The following is a 24,500-nucleotide window of genomic DNA, read 5'->3' on the forward strand; positions in this document are numbered from 1 at the left end:
CCGTCCGAGCAGTCGCACTGACTCGAGACGACTCGACGAAAGCCAGTACCACAGTCCACAATCTTTCGGGAGTACTCGGGCATCTCGGTGGGGATTTTCACGAAATTCAGGGTCACGTCATTACCGACGACGACCTCTACACGGGTCTCACCCCGCCCGGTACGCAACTGTATGAGACGCTCATCGATCGAACCTGTCCCGAGTCGACGTATGACAACTTCGAGAATCGCTTCCCCTGGACGCCGTATGAGAGTCCTGGAATCGTCGTGTCTGCCTCTGAACTCCCGCTGTTTTGTCTGGTCGATGGAGGCGGGCTTACTGCACGCGGTCAGCGAGCCATCGAGACACGACATTCAGAACGGACGGGGTTACCGCTCCCGCCAGCACACCAACTCACTCGATATACGGGGGCTGGACAGGCGCTGTGCCGTCCGTTGACCGATGATCGACAGCCAGCTGGTGAGTGTTTCGTCCTCCCGCCCGAGCTCCAGGACCGCCATCTGTTCATCGTCGGTGATACTGGCTCTGGGAAATCCGTCCTCACGACTGGGGCCATGCTGTCCAACACGACGGCCACAGCTGGCCCGGAGATCCTGTTCGACTACAAAGGCGGAGGCACGGCCGAAGAGTATCTCCAGACGCACTACGCGGCCACTGGTGGCCTCGATGCCGATACCATCCAGTACTTCGATCTCACGAAGATGCTCCCTGCGCTCTCGCTGTTCGATATCGGTCCACTCCTGGACGCGGGTCTCTCTCGAGAGGAAGCCCGATCACGGATCGCCGGCCACTACGAGGAAATTCTCGCGGGGCTCATGGGCGAAGAGCAGTATTACAGTGCTACTGAGTCGACCAAAGCCATCCGCAATCACCTGCGTGCGTTGTACGACCCCATCCATGGTTCGGATGCAATCTCACACAAAGATCTGTACAGAGCGCTTCAGCGAACGCTGAGTGACCGATCACCACCGCCAACCTCAGACGAACGACTCACGGAGTACTTCGCGGGATTGCTCGAGCGCGATCGCGACGTCTTCAATATGGTCCTCGGTGGGGGCGTTGCTCGGGTCGAGACGATTGCCACGGATGACCGACTGGCGCCGCTGTTCGATTACGTTTACGTCGAGTCTCCGGATGCTGACCACGGAGACTCAGCCCAGGACCCTGGTCACGAATTACGTTTTGACGGTGCGACACAGATCGAACCGGAAGGTAAATCTGATCGAATTCGAAACCCACACTTCGATTTTATCGATGTTATCGACGATGACTGCGTCGTCATCTTCGACTTCGGCGGTATGGAAGAGCGGGTCAAGCGAGCGCTCACGCTCGTCTTGCTCTCGAATATGTGGAGTGCGTTGAAAGCCCGCGCTGAAGCTCCGGATACACCTCCGAACCCACCGCAGGTCAACCTGTATCTCGAGGAAGCAAAAGACGTCGCGGCGACCCAATTGGTGGATACGCTGCTCTCCCAGGGTCGGTCCTTCGGCCTCTCGATCATGCTGGGTGTCCAGTTTCCGAGTCAACTCGATTCGCCCGATCCCTCGAATCAGACGTACGAAGAGGCGCTCAACGAGATCGGCACTCTCGTCGTCGGCAACGTCAGCATCGAAGACGACCTCGCGAAGACGCTGGCGACTGATGACGTCCCGCCCCGCAAGGTAGCGCGACGCCTCGCTGCGATTCGCCATGGGGAGTGGCTCATCCGCCCTGCTGCCGAATTCGGCGCCCCACCTGCACGACCGTTTCTCGGCCGTTCGTTAGCTCCACCACGCGGCCATCCAGCGAGCGATGAGCCACTGACGGGCGAGCAAAAACGAGCCTTCGACGCAGCCTTCGAGTTCATCACCCTCGAGACCTGGAGACGTTCGGGTCTCGGTCACGAATCAGAACCAACAAAGGCTGCTCACACCGGATCACCGGACGATCCTGACGGAGACGAACCAGCGCACAGTGAATCGTCGCTCCGCGTCGACTCACTCCTGCTACACACGAAGCGATTTCCTGACTGTGTCGTCTACGACGAAGCGATCGACGCACTCTGTTGTGGGTCCTGCGAGAATCGCTACGATCCCACGATTGAGGGGATGAAGCGAGCGATCGAGTGCTGTCACTCCCTCGAGGACGTCGACGCCGACGATATCCCGGTCTGTGAAATCAATCTCAAACTCACGTCAGCCGAACGCGAAGCCTCAGAGTGGAGTGATCGACAACTCCTGTTCTTACAGGCGGTCTACAACGCCCAGCAGCTGCGATACGATCCACTCGAGTACGACATCCTCTCTGATTCGATGCTCAGGCTCCAGGAGTACGTCGGCATCGACAACGACGACATCACGCCACTGCTTGAGGCAGACGTCCTTCGTCACGATACCGACCATCCACACCGACTCTATACTGTTTCATCGGACGGTCGCGACGCCATCGGGGAGAGCTATCGCCTCGGCGTCGACTATGGCCACGGCGCTGGCGACCTCGAAGAGTCCAGCCAGCACGTCTTCGGCATCGAGGTGACTCGCCAGTATCTCGAGGCGGTGTACGCCCAGAGCACTGACTCGAGCGTCACGGAGGTGATTCCATACTACGACCTCGACGACCAACATCGACTTGACCTCGCAGGTGTCGACACCGATGGCGAGATCGTCGTCACCGCCGAAGTCGAACGGATCAACAACGATTATCATAGGGCGGTTCCCAAAGACTTCGATAAGATGGCTTCGTGCGAGCCCGACGAGGCTATCTGGGTTGTTATGAAACAGGCCGATGGTCACAAGGTGCTTTCTGCGCTCAACGATCCGATCGAAGGCGAGCCTCGTGTCGAGAAAACGTACGCCAAGACGACACCACCTCAGCAATTCCGCATCGACACTCCAGGGATGACCGCTGTCTACCCTGCAGACTGGCTTCGGGAGCAGTATTAACTGGCGATTGGCGCTAAGTCCCCTTCCTCAAGGAGCAACACAGGGAGCGAGTAGGGTGGGGTAGTTCATACAGGCCGTTTTGCCGGCAGCATCTAGTGAAAGAAGGAATCCAGAACGGCGTGTTTTGAGGAGAACAATTTATAATTTAGCTCCACCTAATATTCGATGATGATCTTGAGCGACAGCATGGAGGATTATCTCAAGGCAATCTATATTCTTCAGTCGGAAACGGATGGCGCAGTCTCTACTTCTGATTTAGCGACATACCTCAGCGTAAAACCGCCAACTGCGACGAGCATGATCAAGAAATTGGCTGATCATGGTCTCGTCGAACACGAACCGTACCACGGCGTCCAACTGACGAAAACCGGTGAACCAATCGCACTCGAAGTTATTCGTCATCATCGGCTCTTGGAACGGTATCTTGCTGACCATCTCGAATACGATTGGAGTGAGGTTCACGAGGAAGCAGATCGACTCGAACACCACATCAGCGATCAGTTTGCCGAGCGACTCACCGAACTTCTCAATGAACCAACGACAGACCCACACGGCGATCCGATACCCGGGCCGGAGCTTTCGGTCCCGGATATCGATCAGTCACGCAGGCTCATAGAACATGCAGTAGGCGATCAAGTGCTGGTTACACGGGTGAGCGACCAAGACAAAGAGACGCTTTCGTATCTGACTAAAATAGGGATCAAACCCGGAATCCAGGCCACGATCATCGAAATCGCCCCGTTCGGTATGATCACGCTCCAATTGGATAATCACACAGAGTCCGTTTCGGTCCCAAAAGAGGTAGCCCGCTCAATTCGTGTCCGTCCTGTTGATGAATAAACAGCGTAGCACGCTCCTCCTGTCCTTATTAGATTAGACGAAGACTAAGTTTAGAACAGTCAAAACTAAGGGTGGATGGGTGCAATCATCTAGCAATGACCGAACCACGATTGGGGAAGTGGAGGAGCGAATGCCCTCTGTAGACTACGGGACAGCCGAAGAGATTATGCGAACACTCGAACGACGACTGGTTGAGCGACTCCAGTCAGATGTAACCGCCACGCGGCGCTCCGTCCTCGGCGGTATTGGGGTCGCTGGCAGCGCTGCGTTCGGGGTCGGTCGAAGCGAAGCGGGCAGTGGGGGGGACGATGATCACGATGAACACGGCGGACACGGAGTCGTCGGCGAATTCGAGGACACTGACTTCGACCCACACGAGTACCTCACGGCGTTCAACACGGGACGAAACGGCCAGGAGAACGTTCAACAAGATGCCTACGAGGAGGACGGACGAACTGTACGAGAGTTCGAACTCACGGCTGTCGATGTCCCGATTACCATTGCGCCCGGGATCGAGTTCGACGCGTGGGCGTTCAACGGGCAGGTTCCTGGGCCTACGCTTCGAGTCGTTGAAGGCGATCTCATCCGGGTGAAGTTCACCAATGGAAGTCGCCACGCCCATACGATCCACCCGCACCTTCGAAATCTCGATCCGACGATGGACGGTGTGCCCCAGAACGGCCCCGGGGCACTCGAACCGGGTGAATCGTTTACCTATGAATGGATCGCCCAGCCAACGGGGATGCATTTCTACCACTGCCACGCAATGCCGCTCAAAGAACACATCCACCGCGGCCTCTACGGGACGATCATCGTCGATCCAGACCCTGACCGCGTCCGTGAGAATCCACGCGAGTACGTAAACTACCACGGACCGATTACCGATGAGTACCGAGACGAACTCGTCGAAATCGCCCGTTCTCGCAATCACGAGTACGCTGAGAACGACGACGTCAACGAGATGGTGATGATGATGAACGGGTTCGACACGAACTTCGACGGCGACAACGAGGTCTACGCCGCCAACACGCAGGCGTTCGCCTACGGCGTTGGCAGTACTGACGGGAACGGCAACTGGGAAGCTGGCGAAACTAAACACCCAATTCAGATCGACCGGAACCAGCTCCAGCGAGTGTACCTCTCGAACGTCATCGAGTTCGATCCCATCAATTCGTTTCACACGCATTCGCAGTTCTTCGACTACTATGACCACGGCACGACACTCCAACCGACGCTCAAGAACGTGGATACGATCATGCAGTGCCAGGCTCAGCGTGGAATCCTCGAAATCGACTACTCCGATCACGAGCCGGGGCTATACATGTTCCACGCCCACCAGTCCGAGTTCGCTGAACTCGGCTGGATGAGCTTCTTCGAGGTGGTGTAGATGACCGACAAAAATTCGTCCAAATCGACCGATGGTGGGGTGGCGAGCGGCGAACAATCAGTACGACCCTTCGGACTTCCATCCTGGGTCGTCGCCGTGTTGCCGCTCGTCTTGCTGGCTCTCGTTATCGGCGCGTTCGTATTCACCTCCCCTCTTGCGGGTGTTCAGAGCGGTGAGCCACTTCCGGACCTGACGATTACGCACACGACGCTGCCGAGTGAGGATACCATCGTTCTACACGTAACCAACAATGGACCTGACGCAGTTACGATCTCGCAGGTTCTCATCAACGACGCGTATTGGAACTTCGAGGTTCAGGGCGCTGGCGGTGACCAGACACTCGCCCCGATGGAGAGTGCACAGGTCGTCGTGCCGTACCACTGGCAGCCCGGTTGGGATATCCACACCGCGCTCGTCGTCTCCGACGGGACGACATTTGGCCACACGATCGTCGCACCGAGTGAAACGCCGGGGCTCACCACTGACGTCCTTTGGTCGCTCGCGCTGATTGGGGTGTTCGTTGGCGTCATCCCGGTTGCACTCGGGATGCTATGGTTCCCGTTTATTCGGGCGATGAGCAATCGCTGGCTACACGCCGTGCTCACGTTCGCCGCGGGGGTACTTGCGTTCCTCGCGGTCGATGCGGGGTTCGAAGCGTTCGAACTCGCCGAGGCGATCCCCGGGGCGTACGAAGGGACTGCCCTCGTGGTCCTCGGCATCCTTGGGGCGCTTCTGCTCGTCCAGTCGGTCAGCGCCTGGCGTGAAGGGCGTGCAGCCGCAGGCGACGCACGCGCCAGTAGTGGGCTGTGGGTCGCCTACCTCGTCGCACTCGGCATCGGGCTGCACAATCTGGCTGAAGGGCTCGCTATCGGGAGTTCGTTCGCGCTCGGACGAGTCTCGCTCGGTGCGTTTCTCGTGATCGGCTTCATGTTGCACAACGTGACCGAGGGGCCAGCAGTCGTCGCACCCGTTGCTCGTGGCGAGCGTCCTAGCTGGTATCACTTTGTCGCACTCGGACTGATTGCGGGTGCGCCGGTCATCCTCGGCGGCTGGATCGGCGGCCTTGCCTACTCGCCCACGCTCGGGGCGTTCTTCCTCGCCATTGGCGTTGGGGCGATCCTCCAGGTCAATTGGGAGATTGCCGGAATGATCCGCACGCAAGGTGGACGCGTTGGGAGTGCGACGAACTTGCTGGCGTTCCTCGCCGGCCTCGGTGTGATGTACATCACCGACCTGTTCGTCGCGCTCTAGTGCAGACGCCAGATTCGAGGAGAACCAGATGACCTCCCAATTGCAACGACGGAGACAATACCAGCACGATACGCCTGGAGTTTCCGGAAAGCAGGAAAATACGTGATTTGAACGCATGAAACACAATACTCGACGTACGCAACGCCGACGGTTCCTGAAGGCGACCGTGGTAGCAACAACAGTTGTAGCTACCGCGGGATGCACAGACAATTCAGCCACACAGGAAGGCCCACCTGACGATACTGATGAATCCAACGACGAATCCCACACTCACGGTGATGGCGAAGAACACGATGAAGACGACGGCCATGATGAATCCCATGGCCATGACGAACTCCCTACAGAACCGTCCGACAGCGTTACCGTGGAGATGTATTCCGATGGTTCCGAACACCATTTCGATCCTCACCTCGTGTGGGTCAATGCCGGTGGAACCGTTACGTGGACGCTCGAAAGCGGAACTCACACGACGACTGCGTACCACGCTGACAATGACAAACCAGACCGGATACCGGATGGCGCGGAATCGTGGGATAGTGGCACGCTCAGCGAGAGCGGTACCACTTTTGAGCAGACGTTCGAAGTAGAAGGCGTCTACGACTACTATTGCATCCCGCACGAGTCGATGGGGATGCTCGGTGGCGTCGTCGTCGGAAATCCTGATACCGAGGGTGAGCCGGGGCTAGCTGTGCCACAAGAAGAATTACCGGAAACAGCACGAGAAAAGATCAGCGAGTTAAACAAGATGGCGATGGAAGTTCTCGACTGAGTTTTCTGCGCCTATCGATCCTCCAGCACCCCTCCCAAGGAGAAGACCTACGCCAAGATGACGCCGCCCCAGCAGTTCCGCCTCGACACCCCAGGGATGACCGCTGTCTACCCTGCAGACTGGCTTCGAGAACAGTACTAATCGGCTCTGTTGAAACCCTCCGCCAGTGATCTGCTTAATCAGCTGTCCTGAATACAGAGCGCGTATTCAGCAAAACGTGATTCCCATCTCATCCCCCTTGGTCTACCGCCCTTGTAATGAGTTAACATGTATCAAGGGGTGGTTCTCGAACAGCGTTCGTATCGAAGGCGGTTGGGAGCGAGAACTGTCGTGCGGACGCTACGGAGGAGGACACTATGGCAACATTGGAAGCGGAAAACAAGGAGATTGTCCGTAAATACCCGGAAGAGGTCATTAGCAAGGGGAATCTGGATCTCATCGATGAGATAATTTCAGACAATTAAGTCGAACATAATTCTGCAAGACCCGAGCCCCTTCACGGCCCGGATGCGGTCAAAGAATACGTCTCGATGCTTCGAACCGCGGTTGCGGACATCCACTGCGGGGTCGAAGACCTGATCGCCGAAGGCGATATGGTGGTCCGACGAGATCGGGCCACCGGCACCCACGAAGGCGAGTTTATGGGGGTCGAAGGGACGGGGAAGGAGGCCGTGGTAGAGGGAAACCACATCCACCGGATCGAAGACGGCCAGATCGTCGAGACGTGGGCCCAAAACGACATGCTGGGCTTCTTGCAACAGATCGGTGTCTTCGAACCGCCTGGAGAGTAACGCGATCTACCTTTCAGTATTTTTCGCCAAGTGAATCGGGAGTTCGAGAAGGTACAGCGCGATAGATCTATCCTCTATATCTCGCACGCTCCTTCTGACAGCAACTCGGGAGGTCATCGAGTCTCTACAAGATACAGGGCGCGGATCTTACAGAAACTGATAGTGGGTCGCCCACATCGCAACCTTCGTTCCCAGTCACCACCTCAACGCCATGCTGACAAGAGCCGATTTTCGTGGATAGAGGTCCTCAACGGAACGGACTGTCCCAGTCGCCACCGTGGACGAGTTCCTCGACGTTCTTCCGTTGGCGAGTATCGGCCGAACTCTCGATTTGCTCATCCATAGGATGGCCGACAACGATCGCGCCGATGGGGTCATATGCCTCAGGCACGTCGAAGGCGTCCCGCAGCGCTGGCCAGTCCTCGTCGGGGATGCCGAAAAACAGCGCGCCGAGTTCCTCGGCGACGGCGGCGTGGAGGATATTCAGTGTGGCCATCCCCGTGTCGATATACCAGTACGGCACCGGCCAGCGCGATTCCTCTCGGTCGGTCCATCCCTTGTCTGGCTCGGCGTACCGGTCGAGATAGGCGTCCTTGCAGGCGAACGGTACGACCACCAGCGGTGCCCGACGGACGTGTTCGGGCTGGGCGTTGTGTTCGTTGGTGGCCCAGAAACGCTCGCGGTCCTCGGGTGACTCCAGCGCGAGGAAGGTGAAGCCCTGACTGAATCCGGCCGAGGGACCCTGCAGACCGGCGCTGACGATCCGTTCGACCGTCTCGTCATCGATGGACTCGTCGCGGAAGTTCCGGACCATCCGACGGCGGTGGATGACCTCGTAGTAATCCATACTGGGTCAGTTCGAACTCGCCTGCTATAGTACTGCAGGATGTCGACGTGAGGGGGCAGCTGTTGCGTTTGGTCGGCATTCTACCGAGCGTACCGCCCAGTTCGTGGGCAGGCCGGCACGACCGACCTCTGACCCGTCGAGCCGCGCTCCCGGAATTGACCTCCGCGGCCTCCTCTATCCAATCGGTACACAATTGGGGCCAGGTGGCTTTCGAGCTAGCGATTTCGTCGGTTCGGTAGTTCTGCTGGGGAGTGAATGCCGAACGTACGACGGATTGCTCTCCTGCTGAACCCATCCTCTGTATCTTGCATGCTTCTCTTGACAACGACTCGGTAGCTCGTGTAGTATCTGCTGAATACAGAGCGCGTATCTTGCATCCGAAGCCATAACGAACCCACCGAGATCTACCCTCGCGTAGTTATCGAGGACGACCATCCTGCCTGAATCGTGCCTATGACTCCCGTTCCTACCGTAACCGGGGCAACTACTGTTGCTCGTACTTTGATGGCTAGAACGACGGCAGGTGAAATCTCGTCACGAGGAGGCCGACGGTGAGATAGATCGCTGGCCCGACGAATCTCCAGAACGGATCGTTAACCCGGAAGAGATGTGTCAGGATGGCTCCGGCCATCGTGGCGACGATTAACAGACCGCCGAGAACAGCGAGAATCGGCGCGAACACGAGCCCGACGAGCAAGCCGAGACCCCCAATAGCCTCGATGCCACCAGTAACGAATCGGAACCAGTTTGGATAGCTGTATCGGTCGAAATCCGCTACCACGAGGTCAATACCGATTAGCTTCGCAATGCCCGCAGCCAGCATGATGAGTCCGAGCAACCCTTGCACGAGGAAGATGGCCGTTTCAATTGTGCTCATAGTCTACTTTCCTTACGCGATTCGGACGAGTGTTCAGTCATAACGTTCCGTCCCTCTTTCCGACGAGAGGCACGGGTTTGCTACGCGTGTTGAGACGACGGATTTCTCCGTGAATATATTCGCCTTTTTAAGTCACTACGCAGTCTGTTAAGCCACTCGCCAGCCAACTCCAGTGGTATGGTCCGTGTACACCTGAAAGTCGAGATCGGGGCAGACGACGACAACTGGCTGGCTGGTGTCTCGACCGACTTCTCGGACGCCGAGTTCAAGATTCTGACGAGCCAGCCTGTAGACGATGGCGTGCTCGAGCTGATCGAAGTAACGACATCGGATGGGGACGCCATCGTTCGCCGGTTCGACGACGCGCCGGAGGTGCGCACGTACGAAGTGCTCCATTCCGACGACGGGATGGTGCTGATCCAGTTGGTGTTTCCGATGCCGGCAACGTATGAGGCGAGACGTTCGATGGAGATCCTTCCGCGATTTCCGCTCATCATCCGAGACGGATGGGCATCCGGTGTACAAACTGCTTCACAGGAGCAGTTGTCGAAGTTAACTACCGAGCTAGCAGCGGCTCACATTCCGTATGAGATACTGTCGGTAACCCAATCATACGACTCGACCGGACTTCTGACCGAGCGCCAGCGGGAGGTCATCACTGAAGCGGTTGAACGGGGCTATTACGACAGTCCCCGCGGCTGTACGCTCGTCGAACTTGCAGAGACGTTGGGGGTCAATCAATCGGCGGCTAGTGGTGTCCTCCATCGAGCTGAAGGTCGGATTATCAAGGAATTCATCTCGTAGGCGACGATAGAGGGAGACGAATCGCTCTCGTCTCATCCGATTGTCGCAGACAACCGATGACGAATTTGCCGAGAGCGACACCGCTTGCAGATACTACGTTGCTGCACTCATCCTCAGTATTCAGCACGCGCCTTCTGACAGAATCTGAGCAGGACGTTCAGCAACTGCTGGATAGTAGGCCCATTTCGTTCAGTAGCGGACTGATTCCTAACACACCGTTTCCCTAGTCAAACAGGCATCTTGTTCAACCCTTGCAAATGTTTCACGGGGTGGCGTTATGTGACTGGTTCCCATAGTAGAATAGAGGTCAACTAACCCATGGCAGACAGAACATCGCCAGACCTGCAAGTGCTCTCACTACAATCGATGTCTGGTAACCCATTGAGGAGTCATCATGCCTGACACCACACAATCCCTTATCGAACTGTTAGAGTATCCACTGCTTGAGGCCATTTTCGGGCGACGGTCCCGTCGGTTCGGTCGTGGTCTGTCGATCCCCTCGGGGCCGCTGGCGTTCGAATCGGACGCCGACCCGCTTCCATTATCCGACCTCGAGCAATCGGTCCTCGTCGCTGCCGGGATCGGGGTGAGCGGGTGGAACTACGGGATTCCGTTCGGTCCGCATCGGCCGGACGAGCACACCGATTTCTCAGTTCGGTTGACCGGTCGAACGGCACCGACGGCGGCCGGGATCGGCACACCGGTCCTGTTCTACACTGACGACGACGGCACATACCTAACGAACACCCGGAGCGTCGAACCGAGCCGACTCCGCGAGGCAATGGACCTCGAAGACGACGCCGAACGCATTATGGCAGTGGCCAGAGCGCACACTGAGAAACTCGACGACGAGCGGGTGGACATCCCCGCCGAGTCCGGCCACATCCTCGAACCGAACCACTGGTGGACCAATACGCCGGGGTCAACGCTGTTCATGCCCGTCGGCGATGCCAGCGAAGAGATGCTGGCGCTCCTCTGTCTTTTCGTCGAGAACGGCTACGTGATCATGGATGACGAGATCGGTGAACCGGCCGGCGACCTCGGGCCGTACATCGAATCGGGGTTGTTAGACGCCGATAAGGCGTTCCCGCTGTCCTTCCTCGAACGCGCCACCCTAGAACAGAACTGTGCCGAGCTGGCGTTCATGGCACACAACATGGTGCTCACGATGCAGGCGATGGGACTTGGCGGATTGTATTTCGCGGGGATCAACGAACTGAGCCTGTTCGGTGCCCCGATGCGTGACGATCTCGACGGGCTCGGGTTCCGGTTCGTCGACGATGAGGACTGGACCGCACCGAATCCAGTGGGCCTCGACGACCGGTACGAGGGCCTCTGTCCACCCTACTACTCAGACATGCACGCGGCGGTCGACGAACTCGTCGAGCGGAAGTTCGGACCGGGCGGAACCTACGACCCGGCGACGTCTGGTCCGTGGGAGGACAGCGAAGCGGTGAAACGCTCGATCGAGCCATACGGCGACGAGACGGTCGAGTGCCTCGGCGAGATCGCCCAGTACGTCTACGACAAACACGGGAAGTTCCCGGGGACGGTGCCGACGATGGTGCTGCCCGGTTGCGTCCAGGCACACCATATTGACACGGACTACTACGACGCGCATTTCAAAGCCGGTGCGTACCTCGATACCCACGCCGAGCACATGCAGCGATGGCACGAAGAGGAAAGCCCGTCTTGATCGCCTCTCACATTCGGGAACGATTACCCGGAGGACGTTATCGCAGGCATGTCTACTCTATATACAGCACGCCTGTCCTGGTGGCATTTTAGTAGGTAATTCAGACGCTGCTGAATACAGGGCACGAATGTCGCACGAGATGACAGGCGATCTACGAGAGCCGGGGATCGCTCAGTACAGGGCGAGAATGTTGTACGAGATTCAGTTCGGGTTTCGAAGGTGGTGATCGCTCAGAACAGAGGAGGTGCGTATTAGAGCCAGGAATGCCCGACTGGCGAGGCGCGGGTGATTGGGGCGTATTCATCAGCGACGTATGCGTCCCAGTATCCGGCTTCGAACGTCATCGGCGGAAACGTACGTTTGGTTGTCGGTTGGGCCAAGCACTTCATCAAGGGATTCCCACCCGTCCTGCGTTTCGATTTCATAGTCGCCGTAGGCCTCGATCAAGTCATTCGTCGTGGTTGGATAGTCATGGGTTTCAAGTGCTTCATCTAGGTCATCAAGCTGCTCAACAGTGTCGTTGGGTATCGGTTCAGCCTCATCGGCCCGGGTACGTGCTTCCTCAACTTCTCGCTCTTGCTGGCGTCGCTCTTCGTCATCTGCTTGTTTGTCTCGGCCCTGTTTGTCATCTGCCATCGCGTGCAATAGGAGATCGATTCGGATAACGGTGTGGTCGCTCATCGGTGCGACCGCCTCTACAGACCTCTCCTGGGATCGGTACATTCGTATCCATGTGTGTCCGTTGACTCTGCTCAGTGTGGATGAACTAAACAAGGTCGATGGGCTGACTATATCCTCTGTATTCAGCAGACAACTCTTGTTATCTCTGAGGGTTACAACAATACGTGCTAATCGCGTTTCAGATGCCTCATAATCGGGTTTTACGTCCGGAAGAATAGGTTTGGTCTCTCTTCGAGAGTCGATTATGAGATAGTCTAGGAAGGATTGCACGATAAGGATCTCACTCGAGCGTATGGCTTGTGACCCAATCGACGAGTAAGGGATCTCTCGAGGCGATTAGGGGGCGTTCGCGTGTGTTTTGATGATTGTCGAGGTTAGTGGACGAGCGAGTCCCGTTTCGTGATCGGTACTCGCTGCGTAGATGCAGGACTCGAGGCGTTAAACGTGCATAATCGGTTCGAGACGCGCTCTCGGGTGTGTTTTCCTTCTCGAGAACGGTCTCGGTCTCTTCGGTAATTCCAATGCGGTCTAGCACCCCAAAACCGATAGCAGGAAACCGATTATGAACTTTCGAGTCGTGTACTGGACGGCTACACGTTCGACTCGAGTGGGTGAGTGAGATCCCTGCAGAGAAGGCTCTAAACCACCGAATCCAATTTCTTGGATTGGATCTGAGACGCTCTTCATAGTGTTTCTCTTCCTGGTTACTGCCAACCCAGAAAACGCAAGACGGAAACCGATTATGAACGTTTGAGAGCGTAATTTCTTTCTCTTTTCGGGTCACTCTCTTTGTCCTGCTTGCGCCTACCTCTACCCCTGGACGCCATCTCGAGCGATAATCGCCCACCCCAGGATCTCCTCCTAGGTTCGTCTATAGGCCACCTCTACACACTTCTTCCGGACAGTTGCCGTGGTTATGACCATTGAGGCGCTCTGGCCAATACGGTGATTCACCGAGGTCCCAGAGTTTCTTTTGGACCTCCGTGGAGAGGTTCGGGTGGAAATCCATCCTCTCGTCGGTAAAGTCATACAAGCTTTTTGTGGCCGCTGTAGACGGCAACTTCCTCTTATATGCACTCCAGCAGGAGCGTCGTCACCCAGTAGTACTCGATGCTATGACCCCAGGGTGACGTCGAGTAACCCCTTGCCGTTTGCCAACCCCACCTCTGATCCATCCTTTGTGACCAAAATCAGCCTCGGTAACGACGACCGCCAGAACTAAGCATAAATGAAAGAAGAAGGGAATAATCAATGAACGAACAAAGGGAGTATGAGACGAACTGTGACTTTGGCAAACTGCGACCTGACGCCGTTTATTGCCGGTTTGGGGTGCGCCGATGACAGGTCCTCGGATGCGCCGTCGCGACATGCTCAAAGCGACCGGCGCCGGAACGGTGCTAGCGTCCTGCGTGCTCACGAGCGGAACGGCGACCGGAGAGACCGGGGCCGTCTCGCCTGAACTAGACATCTCGTTCGTGGAGGCGGATCCGGATGCGGGGTTCAACTATCCGTATTACCTCTACGCACCTGCGATTGACGACAATCATGAGCGGCCGATTCTGGTCGAACCGAACAACACTGGACGAAATACTGATGACTTCGAGGTTCATCGAGAATCGGCCGAGCGACTGATCGAGTGGCGATCGACCGCGCTCAGCGATCCGCTCGGCGTTCCGATGCTCGTCCCGGTGTTTCCTCGCCCTCGTTCGGAACCGGTCGACTGGACGCACTACGTCCACGCGCTCGACACCGAGACGATGCAGATCGAGTCCGGGGACCTCCACCGCGTCGACCTCCAACTTATCAGTATGATCGAGGACGCGAAGGCGAAACTCGCGGATCACTTGATTCCGGTCGCCGACGATATCCTCATGAACGGGTTTTCGGCGTCCGGGAACTTCGTCAACCGATTCACGGCACTGCATCCCGAACTGGTTCGATCCGTCACTGCTGGTGGGATTAATGGAACGGCGATCCTCCCACTGTCGGAAGCGAGCAACCACACGCTGAACTACCAAATCGGCATTGCCGACCTTACGTCACTCGTCGGCGAGGAGTTCGACGAAGGGGCCTGGGCGGAAACGGCCCAGTTGGTCTACATGGGTGGCGACGATGAGAACGATACGATTCCGTACGGCGACGCGTGGAACTCGAGACAGCAAGAAATCGCGCTCGACGTCTACGGCGAGCACATGCAGGAAGATCGGATGCCGTTCTGTAAGTCCGTCTACGACGAGGCCGATGCGACCGGCCGAGTGACGACGTATCCGAACGTTGGTCATCGATCGATCGACTCCGAGATCGTCGCCTTTCACCGAAAGCGCGTCGTTCCGCACTCCGTCGCGTTCTCAACCCCACCGGCTATCGGCGCGACGACCGTTCACGTGCACGCGCTGACGACCGAATCGTCGACCCACGACGTCCGCGTGTTCGACGAGACCGGGAGCGACAGTACGGTCGACCCGGCGGCACTCGAGCCTGAGGAGGAGTTACTGACGACGCTCGAGTTGACAGAGTCCCTGGTCGCGGGTGATACGATCGACGTCGCTCTATTAGAGTCCGGACAGACCGATCTCGAGCAGGCACTGGCCAGCGAGACGGCCACGGTCGTGGGTCAGGTTGAACTCGTCGAGGCGCCGGTTGCCGGCGAATCGCAGGTGACTGTCGAGTACGAACTCGCCGCGTCGTACGACCCGGTGAAGACGCCAACGCTCCGGCTCGACACCGAGCAAGGCGGGGCGTCCGTGATGCGGGCGCTGGAACCCGGTGAGGACGGGAGCGAGACGTTCGAGGTGTCCACCGACGCAAACGGCGTTCCTTTCGAACAGACCAGGGAGGTCGTAGCGAGGATCGTCGACGACGACCCCCACGGCATCGATCCGATCGCCGTCGACACGGAGACGATCGGTGTGCCGGACGACCCGGCGGTCTCGGTCGAAACGACCGCCGATCCAGCCGTCCTGAGCGGTGACGAGGTCGTTGTCGACGCACGAGTTCGAACGCTGGGCGGCGATCCGGACGATCTGGACGGGGCGCTCGTCACCTTCTCGATCGACGGTGACGTCGTGAGCGAGGAGCCGATTGCGCTCGAAATCGGCGAGTACCGGACAGTGTCTACGGTCATCGAAATAGATTCGTCCACGGACGCGGACGAACTCGCCGTCACGGCCAGCGTGGAAGGTGAATCCGACGCAGCCGCTGTGGTCATCGCGGAACGACCGGCGCTCGGCAATGGGACGAGCGAGGAGCCGTATCGGATCGAGAACGGTCGAGAACTGGCGTACGTTCACTTCGAGATGGATGCACACTACGAACTAGCGTCCGCTATCGACCTCTCGAGCTACACGAATTTCTTCTCGCTTGGTCGTTCAGCAAATTCATTTTCGGGCGTGTTCGATGGGGCCGGTAATGAGATCAGTGGGTTGACGATTGACTCGGCAGCCGACGCCGTCGGGCTGTTCAGCGAACTGCACGGCGGCGAAATCCGGAATCTCCGCCTGGTCGATGCAACCGTCACTGGCGGTGATTTCGTCGGTGGTGTCGTCGGAGTTGGCTACGGACTGGGGACGGTTTCGAAAGTGCGCGTGTCCGGAACGATTGCAGGCGAGTCGGATATCGGGGGACTCGTCGGGGGAACGATGACCGGCCCTAACGATTCGAGCGAGATCGAAATCGACCGCGTCGTTATCGATGCAACGGTCGTCGGCGACCGCAAAGTCGGCGGCCTCCTCGGACAGAGTTCGGGCGATTCGATCTCCCAATGCTATGTGCTCGGCCACCTCGAGAGTCCGTCGGCCGTCGGCGGGCTGATCGGCCACGAGGCGTTCGACGCGATGCTCGTCGAGTCGTACGCAGCGGCTACCTTCGACAGTTCAGGCGGCGGTGGCCTGATCGCGACCGGAAGCGATCCGACCATCGTCGATTCCTACTGGGATAAGGACACGACCGGACAAAATACGTCGATCGGGGGTGGTACCGGCTTGTCGACAGAAGAATTGACCGGTGAGGCCGCGGCCCATGAGTTGGATGGCTTCGACTTCGACTCGAGCTGGCCCGTGACCGACGGGTATCCGATGCTTAGCTGGGAGAGTCGTCTCAGGATCGCGGCGGTCGAAGCGCCTGCGTCGATTGAACCCGGCGATCCGTTCGTCGTCTCCGTTACCGTGACGAACGACGGCGCCACCACAGAGGACGACGCCGTCGCACTTACGTTCGACGAGGAGGTGGTCGAGTCGATCGCAGTTACCCTCGACCCTGGCTCGTCGAAGACAGTCGAGTTCGAGCTCGATACGAGCGACCTCGAGCCCGACGAGTACGACTATCTTATCGAACTGGATCAACGCGGCGTGTCGCGAACGGTCGCCCTGGTCTCCGACGACGAACCGGATGGTGAGGATGAGTCGGATGAACCGGACGAACCAGGCGACGATGACGAGACGGATGACGAGGACAAAACGGGCGACGACGAGACGGATGACGAAGACCAACGTGACGATACTGACGAGGATGACGACACCCCTGAACCGAGCAACGACTCTCCGAACGACCATTCGTCCGACTCCGGTGGTGCTGACGATCGTGAGACTGAAGACGGAATGCCCGGCTTTGGGATCGTAAGCGCGGTCGGAACCATGGGAGGACTCGGCTATCTACTCGAACGTCGCCTCGAGGACGCCGACGAAACGGAGTGACGATCGGGTTCGTTCGACGTATTATCGTTCTTCAAGACGACCGGACGAGCGGGTCGTACTACGCCCGATTCTCCCGGTACCAGTCGATGAATTTGGCGGCGCCCTGGCGAATGTCGACGCTCGGCTCGTAGCCGAGGAGTTCGTTGGCCTTCGAGATGTCGGCGTGGGTGTGCTCGGCGTCGCCCTCCCGCGGGTCAGTGAACTCGAGCTCGAGGCTGGGATCGATTTCCTCGCGGATGACTTCCGCGAGGGTGAGGACGTCAATGGTGTCCGTCGAGCCCACGTTCATGATCTCGCCGACTTCGCTGCGTCAATATTGTGCTCTTTGATCCCGGGATCGTAGTAGGGCTCGAGGTGTCGAGTACTGTGAGGCCGTGACCGCGGCCAGCCAATCCTTCGGCGATGTGGCCGCTGATGAACCCCGCTCCGCCCATAACCAGAACTTTCATCACTCGGAATGGCGAGCACGGTGATAAAACAGGAAATCGTATTCCTTCTTCCACCCCACAGGGAGCGTTACCCGAGATGGTTTTCTCGCCTCTGAGTCTTGAACCGGGGAACACCTAGGGAGAACGAAACAGTCATCACACACGACACTCACCTTTGGTCCAATGGCTGACGACGACCGCGTCGCTGTCCACGAGGCGACCACCGAATTCCTCGAGGACCGCGACGGCGGTGTGCAGGCGCTCGAGACCGTTCTCGAGGTGGATTCGCGGCTCGAGACCTGGACGTTCGAGGACGTCGACGTGGACTCTGGAACCTTCGGCGAACTGGTTTCGCGCGGGATCGTCGAGAAAACCGATGGCGAGTACCAGGTTGCCGACCGCGAGGATGTCCGGGCGGCGATCAACGGCGAGGGCGTCACAACTGGGTCCGGGCCTGCGTTGCCTGACCTCGAGGACTGGTCGCCGACGCTGGGCGTCTGGGGTGACGTCCGAGCGCTCGCGGGGCTGGTCGGCGCGCTGTGTTTCCTGTTCGCGATGCGGTTGACGCAGTATGGGTCGGTGTTCCGGGGCGAGGACGTGGTGTCGCCGGGGAACGATCCGTACTACTACCGCTACTGGATGGACGAATTGCTGTCCCAATCGACGAATCCGATGAACGTTGGCTTACTCGCCGAGATGCCCCAAGGGGCGACGAATCGACGGCCGCTCACGCACGCCCTTAACTGGTGGTTCGCGGCGTTGCTCGGTGGTGACCAGGCGGCCGCCGATACTGTGGCCGCCTGGCTCCCCGTCGTCGCGACGCTGGCGTTAGGCGTCGTGGTATACGCCCTAGCCGTCGTCGTCACACGTGACCCCCGCGTGGGCATCGCGTCGGTGGTGTTGTTGGCGGTCGCCCCCGTCCACGCAGTGTACACGCAGGTCGGCTTCCTCGAGCACCGCCTCCACCAGTACTTCTGGCTCGGCGTGACGCTGCTGGCGCTAGCGTGGCTCGCAGTGGATCTGACGCGTCGACGCGAGCGGGCAGGAACACGTGAAGCGATTCGCGGGCATCTCCGTTCGCCGATCACGTGGGTCTGGGCGCTCGTGCTGGGGTTCACGCTCGGGATTTCGGCCCACCTCTGGGGTGGCTCATCGCTGCTGTTCATGCCGCTGGCGGTCTACGTCGGCTTCCGGGCGGCACTCGATGCCCGCGACGGCGTCTCGCCGACGCTCGCCAACCTACCGTTGCTTGTTGGACTCGGGATTGGGAGCGCGCTGTCGGCGTGGCTGTACGTCTCCTGGGACTGGCAGCTGGGATTCGTCGCGCTCACCCCGGCAATGGTGTTCGGCGGCGCCCTCTGTGTGGTCTGCCTCGGTGAGCTGTGGCGAACTCTTGACCTCCACGTCGGCGGGATGGTCGCCCTCGAGGCTGCCATCACTGCGCTGGGAATCTACCTGTTCCGGCGGTTTCGGCCCGCCGACTGGGCGGACGCACAGGCTCGAGCCGACGACTTGTTGCTTCGCGAGGGGTACACGGAGTCAGTGTCGCTGTTCACGCCGGAGTACATGGTGCTCTTCGGCCCGCTGGTCCAGCTCGGGATCAGCTTCTACCTCGGGGTCGCCGTGATGGGCTGGGCGGTCTGGCTGTGCACCCGTCGGTACGAGCCGGCGTGGCTGTTGCTCACGGTGTACGCCGCCGTGTTGATGGTGCTCGCCGGCATCCAGATTCGCTTTGCCGCCCAGTTTATGATCCCCATCGCCGTGCTAGGCGGGCTGGGTTTCGTCTACCTGCTGTCGGCGATCGATCTCTCCAGACGGCCGGTGCCGTTTCGGTCGACCGAGGATCGACGAGTCGCTGCTGACGGCGGTGAGAAAATGTCGTTCCCCGAACGGCAGCAGGTGGCCTACCTCCTTGGCATTGGCTTGCTCGTCTGTGGCATGGGGCTGCTCTTCGTTCCCGGCCTGTCGGGCCAGATAACCTACAGCGAGTCCGAGTACGCAGCCGCCCAGGCCATCGACGAACACGCGACCGAGTGGAATCGCACCTATCCCGAGAACTTCGTCCTGAGCGCATGGGGTGAAAACCGTGTGTACAACTACTTCGTCAGCGGCGAAGCGGAGAGTTACAACTACGCTCGGAGGAACTATGGGGAGTTCAGTTCCAGTATCGATCCCGACGGGTACTACGGCCAATTCGAGGGGCGAGTAGGGTACATTGTGCTCGAGGCCCTCAACAGCCCGCCCGTTGCCGCGAGCGCTCAGCATCAGTTGCTTGAGGATCTCGGAACTGGAGAGGAACCGCTTGCCCACTATCAGCTGCTGTACGTGGATGACGAGCAGTCGACGGCCGCCTTCGCCGTCGTGCCGGGAGCGACGATCAATGCCACCGACGAACCAGGAGAGACGGTAACTGTACGAACTGAGGTGACCGTGAGCGGTGCGGAACTGGTCTACGAGCGTAATGTGGAGGTCGGATCGGATGGTACGCTCGAGGTCACTGTTCCCTACGCCGGAGAGTACACGGTTGGTGGTCAGGAAGTGACGGTTACGGAAGCTAACGTGCTTGAGGGGGAGACGGTTGTTGAGGAGTGATCGGTAGCGCTACAGACCTTATCGAAACAACGGCGCTGACTAGTTTAGCACCTCCACTGCTGTCTGTCCATTGAATGGCTAATGCAGTCGTTGTGTGTTGTAGTAGTGTAGGAACTGTTCACGTCAATTTCTCACGCTAGCCCGACTGCTAACCCACGAGTTATGAAAACGGTCAACCCGCACTTTCAACGTGTGAAACGTTATAGCTCGTCCCTGGGTTGGAAACAAACGTGTACGGAACTCGATTCACTGGAAACCGAGTTTACTAACACAAACTTCGATCCTTCGGGGGCCTCGAATGCTATTGCCATTCCAAATGCAGCACCACCTAAACTCCAGAAGATTAATATTGTCTTCGAATGGATTTGTCGGGAAATGAATGTAAGGTCTGCGATGGTGCGATTCAACTCTCGAGTTGACGAGATATTAGCACCCCCTGCTGAGAACCCGAGAGACATTTACAAAGAGTGGGTTGACTCAATCGACTTCGAGCGGGCGCTTCACTTCGGTTCAGGCCGTGATCGCCATGAACTGGGACAGCAACTCGAACGGAAAGGTAAAGTCGTCGCTCTCGATCCCGATACGAACGGGCTCAAGCAGAACAAAACGATGACAAAGATCACGGGCGACGGGCAGCGGCTCCCGTTTGCCGATGAGAAGTTCGACCTTGTTTTTTCTGAGTACGTGTTCGAGCATCTTCCCTACCCGAGCGCGGCGCTGGCAGAGATCGACCGCGTCCTCCGCCCTGGGGGCTCGTTCGTCGTCCTGATTCCGAATCCGAGCCACTACTACGCCAGAATTGCCGATTTGACGCCGTTCTGGTTTCATCAGCTCTGGTTCAAGTTCCAGGGGGTAGAGGACCACGAGGAAGATCGGTTTCCAACCCAGTACAAATGGGGAACCTATTCGGACATAACAAGCGTCGAAAGGTGGGAATTAGAGAGACTCACAAGCTTCCCCGGGCCGACAGGCTACACCACCATACTCCCGATTCACATCCTGTTTACTCTGTATGATCGGGTGATGGCAAACCGGCCAGAGAATCACGTTAGCTACCTCATCCAATACCGCGTTCCATCCTGATCACGAGGGTCTGTGTCACACGCTGTTCTTGATCTAAGCAACTGTAAGAATCCGGTGATCATCAGTGGCGTGATTATCGGGGCTGGACTAACAACGTCGCCATTTGTCTGAAGATATGATGAACTCGTCATCTGTGGGAACGACCATATAGGGTACGGGTTGCGTTCAAGAAACACGAACAATTCGGTCAGTTAATATTTGTGTAATCTACTCACTCAAGGGAGACGACTGTTGGGCTAATGGTCATCGTCCCTAGTGAGAGCGTGATCGTCGCCCCGATCTCGAGTGGTCGACGTTTGAACTGCAGCCCGGACCCCGTTTCTCGGGCCGCGAGTTCAATTGTCAGCACGAGATCGTTCCCACCGTCGGCACACAGCCCAGCGCCTGCTGTGCTGTCGTCCGGCGTCTCGATCGAGCGAATACATGCGTTTGTTTCCCCGTCGAACGTCTCTTCGAGTCCCGGTTTCAGCGCCACTTTTCATTCTGGCGGTAGATCCGTGCCATCGGCACGAATGAGCTGCGTGACCGGTTTCCCGCGCTCTTCGAGAGTATTGACGCGGACGATGGTTCCCGTAAACGCATAGTCGTCCGTTCGGAACCGAACGGATTCACCCACTCGGAGTGACTTGTCTGCGAACGTTTGCGTCTCGTTCTCGGCCAGCGTATCGACAGTCAATCCGGCGACGACCTCTACTCGATCGGCGTCGGCGGTCCCGTACTTGTTGACGCGCTCGATTGTGGCAACCGTGCGTCCAGCGACGACGTACTCGTCGCCCGACTTGGTCTCGTGTGCAATATCGATAGGGACCTCGGTAGTCACCGCTAACTCTCGGGTCGATCGACCGAGATTTGGCTCACCACCTACGTCGACGATAGTCGCCTCTATGGCCCGATCACCGGACTGGACTGTTATCTCGGCATCGGGAACGATTGATTGACTCCTGTGTTGGGGGTCTCTTGATATGATCGGCTATCGACTTGCGTGCGGACGATCGTTCTGATACCGTCGCCAGTGTCGGCTGGTGTGACAAACGTATCGGTAACGAAGATATCGAGTTCGCCATCGACTACTCGTTGAGCAACAACTGGTGGTTGAGTCCCGAGGTCGAGCGTCGCGTGTACGGTTTCCACCGTTGGATCGTCTGTCCAGGCGAATGCAAATACCACAACGCAGGCCAGTCCGATGGTAACTGCAATGGCGAGGGTTCCCGCCTCAATTAGTGTTAAGCCCGCGACAGCGACAGCAGTCGTAAACAGAATAACCAGTACGTCGATTACGTTGATTACCCCTCCAATTCGTCCTATTTCGTCTATGATTTCCATTGATAGCCCCCTTTTGTGATCTCGAGTCCCCCGACTCGAATTGCGTGTCTAATAGATTGAAATTCTACCAGATATATGTGTCGGCCCCGACACCATTGCGACAATTGCTTCGACTATCGATCCGTGGTCCGGCTCACGGCAAAACTCCCATTGGCTGTTCTGTTTGGATCGCTACAACTGACCACTTTCACTTGCTTGGCAACTTCGAAAAATAGATACACCTAACACTATTTTTGCCATTATGGCAGAAAACCCATCCCAGATACTCTGTCTTTTTCACCGTGGGTTCGAACTCTTCCCAAGAGGATACAAACAAATTGAGTCTTTGAGTAGTGCTGGACACGATGTAACGGTACTCTGTGCGGCCCGGAGTGACCTCCCCGAAACGGAGACCTACGAAGGCGCCGAAATACGCCGCTTTCGGACACCATGGCCAAACTTTGCACCAATAAAACCCTTCGTGATTTTATGGATTCTACTTGTATTAATCGCTAAAGGGCTATCTGAAGACGAGGTTGATTCAATTCATTGCTTTGGGATATACAGTCTCCTCTCTGGAGTAGTGCTGTCATCACTCAAAGAGACTTCTCTCACATACGATGCTTTCGAGGACTATCGATATCAATTCGAGCGTTCTGGTGCAGTACCAGTCGGAACTAAGTTCTTCGGTCGACAACTAGTTCGGTTTGAGCGTTGGCTAGCATCGTTGTCTGATGGCGTTTTTGTTGTTCCTTCAGCGGATAATGTTCTGGAACAGCGATTTGCGGATGTCGATACCAGAGTTGCTACTATTTGGAATGTACCTCGACTTCGTGAAGGGATTAATCGATCGAATTTAAAACCCAAAGGTAACGAGAGGGTTACTGTCCTATATGTCGGGGGCATCTCTGTTCATAAAGGTGCTTGCGAGATGGTAGAAGCCGCAGTACAGACGTTAGAGAAAGTAGATAAACCTACGAAATTTGTGTTCATCGGTGGGCACTCCCATGAAACGGCTCGAAAATTGAACCGATTGATTCCAGCTGCTCTGGAAGAAGATATCGAATTTCCAGGCTTTATCCCATATGATGAGGTCGAACCGTATCTGCATGTATCGGATATCGCTCTACAATTGTATCAACCGACGTTTTGGAATCGCCAGTCAAAGGCTTCCTCAAAGCTATTCCGGTATATGGCCGCCCAGATACCGGTTGTTATCAGCGATTTCCCTGGAATCGGTCACCTCATACGTGATACCGAAGCTGGGCTTGCAGTCGATCCTACTGATCCAGATGATGCAGCTAGTGCCCTCATTGAGCTTGTAGAACAGGATGAAAAGAGACAACAATTGGGACAAAACGGATATTCGGCCTTCAAAGAGAGATACAACTGGAAGTTTGAGGAACGACGCTTTCTGGAAGCTTTTGAAGCCACAATGGTTAGTACTTCCACCTAACTTCATGACTTTGCACGTAGACGAACAAGACACTGGTCTGGCTTGTTGGTCGCCGGGACTGTGGCTCAATTAGTCGCAGCGGTA

17 protein-coding genes and 3 pseudogenes are annotated in these 24,500 nt (G+C 57.4%); 12 read left to right on the forward strand and 8 right to left on the reverse strand.

The features are described 5' to 3' along the window. Positions 1–434 precede the first annotated feature (434 nt). From AC6I65_RS03385 to AC6I65_RS03410, 6 genes and pseudogenes are all read left to right on the forward strand, one after another. Entirely contained in the window at positions 435–2,921 is a 2,487-nt protein-coding gene (locus tag AC6I65_RS03385) for an ATP-binding protein (protein ID WP_497902667.1), read from the forward strand. A gap of 171 nt (positions 2,922–3,092) precedes the next feature. Then, entirely contained in the window at positions 3,093–3,761 is a 669-nt protein-coding gene (locus tag AC6I65_RS03390) for a metal-dependent transcriptional regulator (protein WP_497903154.1), read from the forward strand. Between the two features lie 130 nt (positions 3,762–3,891). Beyond that, positions 3,892–5,148: a multicopper oxidase domain-containing protein gene (locus AC6I65_RS03395; protein WP_497902668.1), complete on the forward strand. Its 1,257-nt coding sequence runs from the start codon at positions 3,892–3,894 to the stop codon at positions 5,146–5,148. After that, on the forward strand, positions 5,149–6,399 hold the full coding sequence (locus AC6I65_RS03400) for a ZIP family metal transporter (RefSeq protein WP_497902669.1): 1,251 nt from the start codon (positions 5,149–5,151) through the stop codon (positions 6,397–6,399). Positions 6,400–6,514: 115 nt separating this feature from the next. Next, a complete protein-coding gene (locus tag AC6I65_RS03405; protein ID WP_497902670.1) occupies positions 6,515–7,168 on the forward strand; it encodes a plastocyanin/azurin family copper-binding protein in 654 nt (217 codons plus the stop codon). 527 nt (positions 7,169–7,695) lie between these two features. Next, a pseudogene (locus AC6I65_RS03410) lies at positions 7,696–7,959 on the forward strand (ester cyclase); the annotation flags it as partial. 247 nt (positions 7,960–8,206) lie between these two features. Here AC6I65_RS03410 and AC6I65_RS03415 read toward each other — a convergent pair. Next, the gene (locus tag AC6I65_RS03415; RefSeq protein WP_497902671.1) at positions 8,207–8,806 is read right to left on the reverse strand and encodes a nitroreductase family protein; all 600 of its coding nucleotides are present in this window, start codon (positions 8,804–8,806) and stop codon (positions 8,207–8,209) included. 508 nt (positions 8,807–9,314) lie between these two features. Continuing rightward, complete coding sequence (locus tag AC6I65_RS03420; RefSeq protein ID WP_497902672.1) at positions 9,315–9,683, reverse strand: DoxX family protein; 369 nt, start codon at positions 9,681–9,683, stop codon at positions 9,315–9,317. A gap of 177 nt (positions 9,684–9,860) precedes the next feature. Here AC6I65_RS03420 and AC6I65_RS03425 point away from each other — a divergent pair, with 177 nt between their 5' ends. Together AC6I65_RS03425 and AC6I65_RS03430 are read left to right on the forward strand one after the other, a co-directional pair. After that, positions 9,861–10,487, forward strand: a complete 627-nt coding sequence (locus AC6I65_RS03425; RefSeq protein WP_497902673.1) for a helix-turn-helix domain-containing protein — start codon at positions 9,861–9,863, stop codon at positions 10,485–10,487. Between the two features lie 394 nt (positions 10,488–10,881). Further along, complete coding sequence (locus AC6I65_RS03430) at positions 10,882–12,183, forward strand: hypothetical protein (protein WP_497902674.1); 1,302 nt, start codon at positions 10,882–10,884, stop codon at positions 12,181–12,183. Positions 12,184–12,486: 303 nt separating this feature from the next. Here the strand turns inward: AC6I65_RS03430 and AC6I65_RS03435 are convergent, their stop codons facing one another. Next, positions 12,487–12,819 (reverse strand): DUF5789 family protein, encoded by a 333-nt coding sequence (locus AC6I65_RS03435; protein WP_497902675.1) that lies wholly within the window; start codon positions 12,817–12,819, stop codon positions 12,487–12,489. Positions 12,820–14,201: 1,382 nt separating this feature from the next. Between AC6I65_RS03435 and AC6I65_RS03440 the strand changes: the two genes are divergently transcribed. Continuing rightward, positions 14,202–17,555, forward strand: coding sequence for a hypothetical protein (locus tag AC6I65_RS03440; protein WP_497902676.1), 3,354 nt, complete (start codon positions 14,202–14,204; stop codon positions 17,553–17,555). A 58-nt stretch (positions 17,556–17,613) separates the two neighbouring features. Here the strand turns inward: AC6I65_RS03440 and AC6I65_RS03445 are convergent. Continuing rightward, positions 17,614–17,853 (reverse strand): annotated as a pseudogene (locus AC6I65_RS03445) (UDP-glucose 4-epimerase); the annotation flags it as partial. 313 nt (positions 17,854–18,166) lie between these two features. Here AC6I65_RS03445 and AC6I65_RS03450 point away from each other — a divergent pair. Next, on the forward strand, positions 18,167–20,575 hold the full coding sequence (locus tag AC6I65_RS03450; protein ID WP_497902677.1) for an MFS transporter: 2,409 nt from the start codon (positions 18,167–18,169) through the stop codon (positions 20,573–20,575). 78 nt (positions 20,576–20,653) lie between these two features. Here the strand turns inward: AC6I65_RS03450 and AC6I65_RS03455 are convergent. Next, positions 20,654–20,773, reverse strand: a pseudogene (locus tag AC6I65_RS03455) (IS6 family transposase); the annotation flags it as partial. Positions 20,774–20,968: 195 nt separating this feature from the next. Between AC6I65_RS03455 and AC6I65_RS03460 the strand changes: the two are divergent. Continuing rightward, positions 20,969–21,658 carry a methyltransferase domain-containing protein gene (locus tag AC6I65_RS03460; protein ID WP_497902678.1) on the forward strand — a complete coding sequence of 230 codons (690 nt, stop codon included), beginning with the start codon at positions 20,969–20,971 and terminating at the stop codon, positions 21,656–21,658. Positions 21,659–21,869: 211 nt separating this feature from the next. On the opposite strand, the gene AC6I65_RS03465 is transcribed toward AC6I65_RS03460, so the two are convergent. The 3 genes from AC6I65_RS03465 to AC6I65_RS03475 form a co-directional block, all read right to left on the reverse strand. Continuing rightward, positions 21,870–22,133: a hypothetical protein gene (locus tag AC6I65_RS03465; protein WP_497902679.1), complete on the reverse strand. Its 264-nt coding sequence runs from the start codon at positions 22,131–22,133 to the stop codon at positions 21,870–21,872. Between the two features lie 3 nt (positions 22,134–22,136). Further along, positions 22,137–22,478: a hypothetical protein gene (locus tag AC6I65_RS03470; RefSeq protein WP_497902680.1), complete on the reverse strand. Its 342-nt coding sequence runs from the start codon at positions 22,476–22,478 to the stop codon at positions 22,137–22,139. An 89-nt stretch (positions 22,479–22,567) separates the two neighbouring features. Continuing rightward, on the reverse strand, positions 22,568–22,981 hold the full coding sequence (locus tag AC6I65_RS03475; protein WP_497902681.1) for a hypothetical protein: 414 nt from the start codon (positions 22,979–22,981) through the stop codon (positions 22,568–22,570). 241 nt (positions 22,982–23,222) lie between these two features. On the opposite strand from AC6I65_RS03475, the gene AC6I65_RS03480 reads away from it, so the two are divergent. Beyond that, positions 23,223–24,416 carry a glycosyltransferase family 4 protein gene (locus AC6I65_RS03480; protein WP_497902682.1) on the forward strand — a complete coding sequence of 398 codons (1,194 nt, stop codon included), beginning with the start codon at positions 23,223–23,225 and terminating at the stop codon, positions 24,414–24,416. Positions 24,417–24,500 lie beyond the last annotated feature (84 nt).

It is taken from the genome of Natronosalvus sp. KLKA75, assembly GCF_059736265.1.